At 53.1% G+C, this 10,971-nt stretch carries 8 protein-coding genes; 7 read left to right on the forward strand and 1 reads right to left on the reverse strand.

Going from position 1 to position 10,971, the window contains the following annotated elements; translation table 11 throughout:
* Nucleotides 1-298: 298 nt before the first annotated feature.
* Nucleotides 299-1,072, forward strand: a complete 774-nt coding sequence (locus tag Q1Q75_RS17865) for an IclR family transcriptional regulator (RefSeq protein WP_300673428.1) — start codon at nt 299-301, stop codon at nt 1,070-1,072.
* Between the two features lie 4 nt (nt 1,073-1,076).
* On the opposite strand, the gene Q1Q75_RS17870 is transcribed toward Q1Q75_RS17865, so the two are convergent.
* The gene (locus Q1Q75_RS17870) at nt 1,077-1,787 is read right to left on the reverse strand and encodes a GntR family transcriptional regulator (protein ID WP_300673430.1); all 711 of its coding nucleotides are present in this window, start codon (nt 1,785-1,787) and stop codon (nt 1,077-1,079) included.
* 461 nt (nt 1,788-2,248) lie between these two features.
* On the opposite strand from Q1Q75_RS17870, the gene Q1Q75_RS17875 reads away from it, so the two are divergent.
* The 6 genes from Q1Q75_RS17875 to Q1Q75_RS17900 form a co-directional block, all read left to right on the forward strand.
* On the forward strand, nt 2,249-3,958 hold the full coding sequence (locus Q1Q75_RS17875; RefSeq protein ID WP_300673433.1) for an acyl-CoA dehydrogenase family protein: 1,710 nt from the start codon (nt 2,249-2,251) through the stop codon (nt 3,956-3,958).
* 577 nt (nt 3,959-4,535) lie between these two features.
* Nucleotides 4,536-5,786 (forward strand): hypothetical protein, encoded by a 1,251-nt coding sequence (locus tag Q1Q75_RS17880; RefSeq protein WP_300673435.1) that lies wholly within the window; start codon nt 4,536-4,538, stop codon nt 5,784-5,786.
* Nucleotides 5,776-6,420, forward strand: a complete 645-nt coding sequence (locus Q1Q75_RS17885; RefSeq protein WP_300673437.1) for a response regulator transcription factor — start codon at nt 5,776-5,778, stop codon at nt 6,418-6,420. Before Q1Q75_RS17880 ends, Q1Q75_RS17885 begins: the two co-directional genes overlap by 11 nt.
* Before the next feature lie 11 nt (nt 6,421-6,431).
* Nucleotides 6,432-8,192, forward strand: coding sequence for a histidine kinase N-terminal 7TM domain-containing protein (locus Q1Q75_RS17890; protein ID WP_300673440.1), 1,761 nt, complete (start codon nt 6,432-6,434; stop codon nt 8,190-8,192).
* A 328-nt stretch (nt 8,193-8,520) separates the two neighbouring features.
* Nucleotides 8,521-9,333 carry a hypothetical protein gene (locus tag Q1Q75_RS17895; protein WP_300673442.1) on the forward strand — a complete coding sequence of 271 codons (813 nt, stop codon included), beginning with the start codon at nt 8,521-8,523 and terminating at the stop codon, nt 9,331-9,333.
* A 454-nt stretch (nt 9,334-9,787) separates the two neighbouring features.
* Nucleotides 9,788-10,971, forward strand: a 1,184-nt coding sequence (locus Q1Q75_RS17900) for a hypothetical protein (RefSeq protein WP_300673445.1), incomplete at its 3' end; no start/stop codon positions are given.

Here is a 10,971-nt window from a genome sequence, read left to right on the forward strand (position 1 = left end):
CGGGCGAGGGGAAACTGCTGGATTTTATGAAGAGGATGATGACGGAAAGAGTGATGATTGAGTGAGCCTTATATTCGCAAATTTTACAAGTCGGTGAGACCTGTGGTAAACCTTGCTGAGGCTGGCATGAATACCCTCGGAGAGCCAAAAAAAATCCGCTGTCGACAGAATCAAAGGGGCGATTCTTGTCAACCGCATGAGCTCCCTTTGCATGCAGAGCCTTGATTTATCTTTATTTTCGTTATCGTGTGCGCGTATTTTTTTGGTAAGACGTTTTGCCTAACTGACAAGGAAAAACATGGCCGGAAACACCATCCATTCCATCGGAAAAGCATTTGAGATCATCGATGTCATGTCACGGCAGCCACAGTGGGAACTTGGCGAAATCTGCCGTGCCACAGGGCTGCCCAAAACCACGGTCTTCCGCATTGTGCTGACCCTTACGGAGCTGGGCTACGTAACGCAGGAACAGAAAGGCGGTCGCTACCAACTCACCCTCGAACTGTTCAAAATAGGCAGTCGCGTCGTCTCGCAATCCGGCCTTGTCGACCTGGCACGCCCTGCCTGCCGAGCCCTCCTCGCGGCCGTTGATGAAACCGTCAACCTCACCGTTCCCGAAGGCACGGACATGGTTGTGGTCGACAAATTGGGAACGACCCAGGTGTTGCGCCCCGATTCGGTGATCGGCACCTCCTTTCCCATTTATCGATCCGCGTCCGGTAAGATATACCTTGCCTTTCTTCCGGACACGGAAATGGACGACATGCTTCGGCGCATCACGCAGGAAGATCCGACCATAAGGGAGGCCGACCTCGCCGAACTCCGACGCGAGTTCGTTCAACTCCGACGGGATGGCCTGGCCTACGACAATGAAGAAATTTACCTGGGGGTGCGTTGTGTTGCCGCGCCCATTTTTGACCACACGGGCCATGTCATTGCCACGATCAGCTGCTCAGTCCCCTCCATCCGTATCACCGATGATTCAGCAGAATTGGTCGCCAGCGAAGTGAACAAAACGGCGAAAACCATCTCTTGTGCGCTCGGAGCGACGGTGGGTCATATGCGTGCCTGACATCTCAATCACGGCTGTTCTGATCCACCAACCTGGCTTCCTTAATAAGATTGATGCCGAAGAGAAGAAGTTTCTCCATCATGTATCCGCAGAGCTCTTCATCCCTTGTTTCCAGGGCAGCCACAAGGCTCCTCTGGTAATCGATAATCCCGTTGGGGTCGTCGCCGAGGTTATAGTAGTAGGTCAAATAGTTGATAAAAACGGGTTTTAAGGTATTAAAAATAAGCTGAACGGCGAGGCTGTCGGCCATCTGAAAGAGATATTCATGGAAGTTGTAATCGCAGTCGGCCAGAATGCGGCCGTCTGCGTGATGGGCCTGCTTCTCGTCAAGCAGGATGTGGAGATGCTTGATATCTTCGGGACCCATGCGATGAACGGCCCGCTTCACCGCAAACCGCTCGCAGACAAGGCGAAAATCCATAAACGAGGTGAGCACCTCATCGGTTAAGTCCAGGCTGTTTTCGATGTAATAGATCAAAAGGGAGAGCGCCGCCTCATTCCGGTAATCTGTCACATAGGTGCCGCTCTGGGGAACTCGCCGAACCAGCTTCATATGATCCAGGCGGCTTAAGGCATCTCGTATCGTATTCCGACTTGCATCAAACCGATCGGACAGAGCCCTCTCCGATGGAAGCCGATAGCCCGCCTCGAAATGGCCGGTAAAGATATCCCTCCGAAGACTTTCAAAGACCGTATCTGCAATACATGTTGTCATGGGGCCATCCTGACCCACCATAAAAAGGCAGATAAAAACGCATGAATAAAAATTCGTCCCCGGAGGAGCCGGTACGAAAAGCTCCCTCAAAGGGAAGAGATCACCTGGGGTCTGACAAGACATCACCTGGGGCCTGACAAAACCTAAAAGACACGATCACTCCCCCACACAAAATCCGAGGGTACAAGGGCTTTTACCGTATGGTAAAAATGTTCCTCACAAGTAATACACGGCCTAAAATTGGTCAACCAATTTTATTTTTTATGTCGCACACAAACAATTATTATTTACCCTTACGCCTGTTAATACTGTGTATTTAGAAAACAGCCTTCCGATAAACTTTTGTACACAACCAAAAACCCCTTGATACCCCCCTGAATTGGTGCTACCAAAACAATGTTTCTCACTATTGGAGTCGAATCCATATATTTGCTTATTTCAGTTGTTCAGGAGGTGAACCCATGGTCCTTTTAAACCCGAAAAAATACAAAGACAGAAACTACCCGGATGAGCGTTCCAAAGAGATTATGCTCAAGACCATCGATTGGTTTGAGAATAAGGGACTTGCAGCGATCAAGAAAGACTATCAGGAACGGACCTTCACCAGCGATTTTGCTGAGTTTATCAAAGAAGAGCACATCTTTGAGTCCCTCTTCCTGCCCAAGGGCTATGGGGATGACCCCAATCAGCATTACAGCACCTACAAGATGTTCGAGTTCTCCGAAATCTGTGGTTTCTACAGCTCGGCTTACTGGTACATGTACCACGTCTCCACCCTGGGGCTGGACCCGGTCTTCCTGGGCGACAACGAAGAGGCCAAGCACAAAGCAGCCGCCAAGCTGAAAGAAAACCCCCTTTGCGCCTTCGGTCTGTCCGAGAAAGAGCACGGAGCGGACATCTACTCCAGCGACATGAAACTCTATCCCCAGGGCGACGGCACCTACCTGGCCCAGGGCACCAAATACTATATTGGTAACGGCAACGAGGCTGGCATCGTCTCTGTCTTCGGCAAACTGGCCGACACCGACGACTACGTCTTCTTTATGGTGGACTCACACCACGAGAAGTACGAATGCATCCAGAACGTCATCGCCTGCGACCAGATGTACGTCTCCGAGTTCAAGCTGCATGACTACCCCATCACCGATGGCGAGATCCTCTCCCGCGGCAAAAAAGCCTGGGACGACATGCTCAACACCATCAACATCTGCAAGTTCAACATCGGAACCGCCGCCATCGGCCTCAGCACCCACTCTCTTTATGAGGCCCTGAACCACGCAGCCCACCGAGAAATCTTCGGCAAGAAAGTCACCGAATTTGCCCACATCAAGCAACTCTTCTTCGACTCCTACACCCGCATCGTGGCCATGAAGCTCTTCGGCCTGCGCGCCACAGACTACATGCGCGCTGCCGGTCCTGAAGATCGTCGCTACCTCCTGTACAACCCCCTCATGAAAATGAAGGTGGCCATCCAGGGTGAGATCGTTCACGAACTGATCTGGGATGTTTTGGCAGCCAAAGGATTTGAAAAGGATCAGCACTTCGAACACGCAGCCGTTGAGATCAAGGGCATGCCCAAGCTGGAAGGCACCAAGCACGTCAACATGGCCCTCATGGCCAAGCTGATCCCCAACTTCATGTTCAACCCGAAAGAGTACGAAGAGGTCGGCCTGAAAAACGGGGGCGAGAACGACGACTTCCTCTTCAACCAGGGGCCCACCAAAGGCTATGGCAAGATCCAGTTCCACGATTACATGCCTGTCTTTGAAAGCGTCGACCTGCCCAACGTCAAAGTGTTCATCAAGCAGGTGGAGCTCTTCAAGCAGCTCCTCATGGAATCCGCCAACGACCTCATGGGTCAGATGGCCAACTTCGATTTCCTCTTCGCCATGGGCGAGATCTTCTGCGTCGTCCCCTACGCACAGCTCATCGTGGAAAGTGCCAAGCGGGAAAATCTCGAAGATGACATCCTGGACTCCATCTTCGACGTTTTTGTTCGGGACATGAGCCGCTATGCGCTGGATCTGGCCATGAAGCCCTCCAGCACCGAGAAGCAGCAGGAACTCTGCAAGCAGATGGTGATGAAGCCCGTGGTTGACATCGATCGCTACGAGCGCGTCATCAACGATCATATCTACTCCCTCGTAGATACCTACGTGATGAACCCTTAACCCGAATATTTCATGAGAGAACAATCAGGATTAAGGAATAACACGTAATTACAGTTCTTTGCAGTAATATTTTCAGTCGTTTCAAAAATGCAAAATGTAATCCACGGTATTCTGTTTGATTTTCTCACCCTTCGGGCGAGCCGGGTGCACTCATCTGCCGCGTTATCAGAGCTTTGAGGTAAGCCACTACATCTTCAGCTCTGATGCCTTGCATATGAGCGCACCCAACTCGTGAAAAATCCGGGTTAAAAAAGCGTTACCCTGAGCTCTCACCCCCTTTGCGAAAAAGGGGATGAGGTTCAGGTTCTCATTTTCAGCAAACACTCCATTGAACAGAAAAAGGCGGAACCAAATTGGTTCCGCCTTTTTTAGTTTATTTCGTCTTTTCTTGACAAAAAAAAGAAAATCATTTTAGTAAACAAGATTCCCCCGGCAAGTCAATCAAGCGAAGAACGATAGGCTGTTTTTATAGGCGCTTCAAATAATTCAGCAAATCGACAAAAAAGGTCAACGCTACGTCGTCAGCAAAAATAATGGGCCGTAACGCACCAAGAATTTTATAACCAAAGGAACTGCCGTGGGAGACGGTCGCTACTATACATACGCTCAATTTTTTGCCGTCTCGTTTCTCACGCTGCTGCTTGCAGGAATCGTTATGGGGGCTGTCATCAGCCACTATCAAGGATTCAAGCGAGGAGGCCGGCTCATCATGGTCGGTCACATGGTCCTGGGAGCGGCGGCGTTCATGCGGTTATCCGCAGAGGTGGTGAGCACCCAATCCCTTGCCCTTTCCGCACGTCAGATAGAACTTTTCTGCCTCATGGCAACCGAAGGGGCCCTTGTCTATCTCGTGGGACTCGGCTCATCTCTTCCTCCCGTACTCTTGAGGACTCTTCTGCTTCTCTTTGTCCCTGGGCTGGTGATCTTTGCGTTTTTCCCCTCCCTTCTCATTGAGGGGAACACCCTCACCTCCATGGCCTTTGGGGCGGGTTATCAGGTCGTTACAGGGGGCGTCATCCTTCTCGCCATGGCCACGGCTCTTCGTTCATCAAGGCCGCTCGGTCCCGTCCTCTTTCTTGCCATGCCCGCGGCAATCCACCTCGCCCTGGCCCAACATGGTGGGCCGGCCGGGGATATAAGCCTTCTTTTCCTCTACCCGTTCCTCCTGATGGGGTTTCACCTCTTCTCCTCCGAACTCAGGGCGTACCACATCGGAGACCAGGCCTTTTCAAACATCCACAACCTCATTGATGATGCGGTCTTTCTCTGCGACGAAAAAAGGGAGGTCGTCTACCGAAACCACCCTGCCCGTACGGCCGACTTTCTCAAAAAAGGGTTACCCAGAATTTCCCGGAGCGACCCCGCCAGCTTGATCATCCAGGGAATGCACCCCAGCACCCGCTACCATATCCCAGGGTTTTCGTCCCAGGACGGCAGGCGGCATATTGAATGCCGAACACAAGCGGTCGGCAAAGAGCAAAAGGACCTGTTTATTATCTTTTCCGACATCACCCACCATATCGAGATGCTGGACATTCAGGAGGAGCAGAGAAAACAGCTCGAAAAGGTCAACCAAAAACTTCACCAATACACCCTCATCGTCTTTGACCTGGAAAAGGAAAAAGAGATCGGAGCCCTTCTGAACACTGTCACACGCACCCAGGACACCTTTATCGACCGCTTCAGAGAAAGGGTGGTTGCCCTTTCCCAAACCCCCCACGAAGCGGGGTTTAACGAACGCCTGGAAGCCCTCATCGCCGAGACAAGGACAAACCTTTCCCGAATACGCACCCTCGTTGCCCAGTACAGGAGATACCATGACACCTGAAATTCACGTCATCATCGCCGACGACCAGATGCTATTGAGGAACTCCCTTGAACAGATCATCAACAGCGCTCCAGACTTAACCGTGACCGGCGCCGTGGGGTCCGGTGAAGAGCTCATCGCGAGTTGTTTAGCCTCCCCCCCGGACCTGGTCCTGATGGATGTTGAGATGCCCCATATCGACGGCCTGGCGGCCCTGAAGATTCTCAAAAAAAACCACCCGGGCATCAAGGTCCTGATGCTCACCACCTTCGAAAACCCGGAGTACATCACCGAGGCGCTCCTGGGAAAAGCCGATGGCTACATCACCAAGGACATCGGTTATGAAAAACTGCTGGTGACCATTCGGTGCGTGGCCATGGGGCTGACGGTGCTCCACCCCGGAGCCCGGGAAATCCTGCTGGAACGTGTCAAAACCCGCAATCCCGGAAAAACGACCTATACGGATATCCTGAGTGTGGAGGAGATCACCATTATCCGACTCATCGTCATGGGTGAGAGCAATAAAGCCATTGCAGAAACCCTTCACTACGCCGAGGGCACCATCAAGAACAAGGTGAGCCGCTTCTACGAGAAGCTGGGGATCACCAACCGGATGGAGCTGGCGATCTACGCGGTTGAAAACGGAATTGAATAGGATGACTGAGCGTGTCCCCGAACCTTAAGCTGGAAATTGCCGCCATCTGCCTCATCCACATCACAGCCATCGTGCTGTCCGTGGCCTGCCTGACGGTTTTTTATATAAAGACCCGGCGGGACGACCCCTCGGCCAACGCCTTTATGATGATGCTGAGTGCCATGATCCTCTGGATGGTCTTTAAAATCTTCAAGACCGTGGCACCCGAGGTCACCTTGAGGTGGATCTTCATCCTCGGCTACTACGCCTGCACCTGCATGGTGGAGGTGTCCTTTGTCGCATTCGGGTATGCCATGTCCCGTGGAACCCCCCTGCCCAAAAAAAGCCGAGGGTGGATCTACGCCCTGCCCGTGCTGCAATTTTCCTGGATCCTCACCAACCCGTACCACAAGCTCTTCTACAGCCACTATGACTTTTACGGAGACAGCTTCGGCCCGTTGTTTTACGCCCACATGCTCATCGAATACGCCTACTTCGGCGTCGGCATCTTTTACTGCCGACAGCGATTCAACCACGCGTTCTCCGGCAAGAGCCGTGCGGTGTCCTGGCTGGTCAGTACGGCCATTCTGGTACCTCTTGTTCTTAACTTTCTCTACATCACCAAGGTCCTCCATGCCCTGACCCTCATCGCACAAATTCCCGTGATCTTTGACATCACCCCCATTGTCTTTACCTGGTCGACCCTGCTTTTCATGCACGCCACCTTCAACCACGACCTTTTCTCCCTCACCCCCCTGATGCGCCACGAGATCACCCATCACGTGAGCCTGCCCATCGCTCTTTTGGACCGGCGATTCCGCATCGGGTACACCAACGAAGCCTTTCAAGCCCTGCCCGGCTCTGCCGCCGACAGGGTTGCCCTGCTGGACGCCCTGCCCGAACGCAGCCGGGGGGCATCGGAAGTGAGCTATGAGGAGACCACCACAGAGGCCTCCTTTTTCATCTACTGCAAAAAAATCCGAACCCTCACCGGAGTCCAACACCTGGTCACGGTACGAAATATTTCCCATTACAAAGGCATCCAGGCGGACATCCTGGCCAGTCAACAGGACATCGAAGAGAAGAATCGGTGCATTGAAAAGACCATTGCCCACCTGAAAGAACTCTCCAAAGGCAGCGCCCGAAAATTCGTGGCCCGGGAGCTCCACGATATCATTGGCCACTCCCTGGTTACGGCCATCAAACTCCTTGAGGTGGCCCGAATCTACGGCCACCGGGACACGGCCCATGGCCTACCGGCCCTGGGCCATGCCATCACAGCTTTGAACTCCGGCCTGACCGGCATCAAGGCCGTCCCGGGCTCCCAAAAGGACGCCCCCCGGGTCAGTGGAGAAGAGCTGAAACGAAGCATCGAAGAGACCATCGCCCAGACACGCCACACCGGCCTGGAGGTCACCTTAAATTTTCACGGAATGATCTATCTCCTGGAACCGGCCCTCCACACCGCCCTTGCCCGAACCAGCACCGAGCTCATCACCAACTGTCTCAAACACGCAGGTGCTTCAAGGCTCTTTCTCTCCGTCACGATCCGTGAATCCCACGCCCAACTCCTGGCCGTGGACAACGGGAAAGGGGCCGCCAGCCTCACCCGTGGCAACGGCCTGCTGGGCATGGAAGAGCGCCTCCGTGTCCTGAACGGCTCGGCACGCTTCAGCACCGAAGACGGCTTCATGGCCCGCATCGTCATCCCGCGGCAAGGCGGGGCCGCTTCAGCGCCGGAGACGCACTGTCTCCCCCTCCTGCCCCAGGGGAACACATCCGCTGACGGGTAAGCCCGTAAATTTCATTTCACCGCGCATTTCAACACCCTCACCCTTCAATCCTTCCGGCTTAAAAGAAGACATAACGCCACGTTAATCCCTCGGCAAGACAACCGAACACGAAAAACGTCCTGACCCCTTTGGCACAAGGCCGGCCTCACCCCTTGTCTTCACGCCACCCCCAAAGTGACCAGAGTCATCCATTCACCGCCAAAAAAGTGACTCCAGGCCATCAATCAGTGACCTCCAACCCATTGACTTAAAAGATGAATCTGTATATTTCTTTTTACTATTATCGTGTACTGCCGTTCTCATCTTTTACCCCCAAGCAGGAGATTCCATGAAACGCACCGCCCTTGCCCTTCTTATGACCTTTTTTTTCTCAGCACCGGCACTGGCCGTGGAGAACCCCTGGACCAAAAAACTACCCTTTAAAGAGGGAACCGTCTCCTACGAAATTTCCGGGACCATCAAAGGAAATGAGACAGTCTACGTCAAAGATCACGGCCACACCACGGCAGCCTATCGCACGGAAACGGGGTCAAGCTTTGGTTTCTCCACGAACACCCGGGAGCTCACCCTCACCACCCCGGACTGGATCTACACCGTAGACTTAGACGACAACACCGGCACCAAACAGATCAACCCCAAAAAAGTCATCACAGACGAATTTAACCGTCTCTCCAGGAAGGACCAGAAAAAGCTTGTTAAAAACAGCGATCAACTGGGCATCACCCTGGTGGGTGGACTCAGCGGGTCCGTTGAGAAGAAAGCCGTGAAACTTCTTGGATATCGCTGCGATCGGGTCACCGCCATGGGCATCGAAACATGCACCCTGACCGGAACGGATTTCCCCATGAAGTCCTCCGGACAACTCATGGGCATGACCTTTCGGGAAGAGGCCACGCGCATCGAAAAAAAGAGGGTAGCGAGTCAAAAGTTCTCCCTGCCCCAAGGAGCCGACATCCTCCATGAGCCTGCCGCAGACGCCGCCATCACGGGCCAGATCCGCATGATGTTCCAATCCCTTCTGGAAGGCGAACGCCCCGTGAGTCGCCAGGAGCAAGGGATGAATAATGAGGAGATGGGAGACGCCATAAAGGCCCTCCAGCAGATGCAGGGACTCTTCGGTCCTTCCAATGACAATGAATAGGATGATATTGACGACCGCTTCGAACGGACAGGAAACCTGAAATTCTTGTTTTTCGGCGGGGAAGACCTTTTCCTTACGTATTAACCCGGCAACTTAATATACAAAAAAGCAGATGAAAGAGATGTCAGCTTTATCGGGGTGATAACGCTCCTCGACATTCATGCATTTAACCGCCGGATTAATAACTATTTAGCTTATGCCTCCGGCGGCCCTGCCGGGGGCCAACCTTTTGAAAAGGTTGCCAAACAGGTCTTTAAAAAAATCTTGGGTCAATCCAGAACCTAAGGCACATGTGATTTGGCCTGAGGAACGAAGGACAAAGCGCATTTGCAACCTGCTTTCAAGGTGGCACACCTTGCCGCCGGAGGCATTTTTTTGGAGCTGAATAGTCACGTCCTTACCAGGTTTTAAATGACCACGCTTGTCTCACCCATCACACCCGCAGGAGAACTCCATGCATCGTTTAATACAAAGGTCACTTAACAAGTACCTGTCACTTTTTGTCTTCTTTCTCATCGTCTTTCTCATGGCAGGCTGTCACAGTGGCTCAAACGATGATCCCCCGGTAGAAAGTCCCCCGGTGGCCCTGGAGGACCCCGATGGCGTTTTAGCGTCCGTCGGCCTCACCACCGATAAAGAGGTCAAAGACAAGCTCACCAAATCGGGGCTCATAGCCCTTTCAGTAGAGATACGAAACGCAAACCCGGCCTTGCCCACCGAAAAAATCGTATCGATCCTTAAAGAGAACAATAAGACCATCGAATACAAAAAGCTTGAAAAACAGGGCGTCCCTGCAGGCGTGGTCTCCAGGCTGAAAAAACTGCCCTACTCTCCTGTGGCCACCAAAGAATTCGTTGCGCTTCCCGACCCGGAGATGTTCCCCATCACGGCCAGCGAAGAGGCCCTTGCCCTGCTCAACCGGGAAAAATTAAAAAAACTCAACAGAAAACTTCAACTGCGCGGCCAAGCGCCCCTGACCATGGACGAGTTTCTTGTTCTGCAGACTGGCATAGGCAAAGTAGAGTTCGTTAACAACTTTGGGAACCTGGACCAGAGAACCCAGAACATCCCGGCTCGGGATATGACCCTCACCAAGGCCGGAGGGAGCGATGCGTCTCCCGGATACACCCTGGTCAATGCCGTGGACGAGCTCAAGGCAAACGGCGGGATCGGCGATGCACCGTCCGGTGTCAACCCTTGCGGCATTGCGGTTCTGCCCCCCCTCCCCATGCCCATTGCCCAACTCGATACACCCATAGAAACCCTCCTGGTTCAAGCAGATGGGGCTGATGCGGTGGTCTCCTTTCCTGAAACCGGCATCGCCGTGATTATGGCCAGCCGCGAAGTCACCCTGATCGACAGCGAGGGAAGGTCCCTTTGCACGGGCAACGCCACGGACGCCCAGTTCTATTACCTTCCCATCACCCACGCGAATCGCTGCAAGCCCTTTCGATTTGTCGGCGCCAACTCCGCATACACGGTGACACTCATTGAGATGATTACCCCCGAGCGCCTCACCGACCGCGCCTTTGTGGATGGAAAAGAGTACCTGACAAACGGAACCACGGCCAAATTGTTAAATGCCTCCCCGTACTTCAACCCTAGTTCGTGCACTATCAGTACCCTCGACTCCCATTT

The organism is Desulfoluna sp. (genome assembly GCF_030145185.1).
Classification (GTDB): domain Bacteria; phylum Desulfobacterota; class Desulfobacteria; order Desulfobacterales; family Desulfolunaceae; genus Desulfoluna.

Bases quoted from the DNA above. Each gene is read 5' to 3' on its own strand.
- Q1Q75_RS17865 (WP_300673428.1), top strand. From the start codon at position 299: ATGGCCGGAAACACCATCCATTCCATCGGAAAAGCATTTGAGATCATC.
- Q1Q75_RS17870 (WP_300673430.1), bottom strand. From the start codon at position 1,787: ATGACAACATGTATTGCAGATACGGTCTTTGAAAGTCTTCGGAGGGAT.
- Q1Q75_RS17875 (WP_300673433.1), top strand. From the start codon at position 2,249: ATGGTCCTTTTAAACCCGAAAAAATACAAAGACAGAAACTACCCGGAT.
- Q1Q75_RS17885 (WP_300673437.1), top strand. From the start codon at position 5,776: ATGACACCTGAAATTCACGTCATCATCGCCGACGACCAGATGCTATTG.
- Q1Q75_RS17895 (WP_300673442.1), top strand. From the start codon at position 8,521: ATGAAACGCACCGCCCTTGCCCTTCTTATGACCTTTTTTTTCTCAGCA.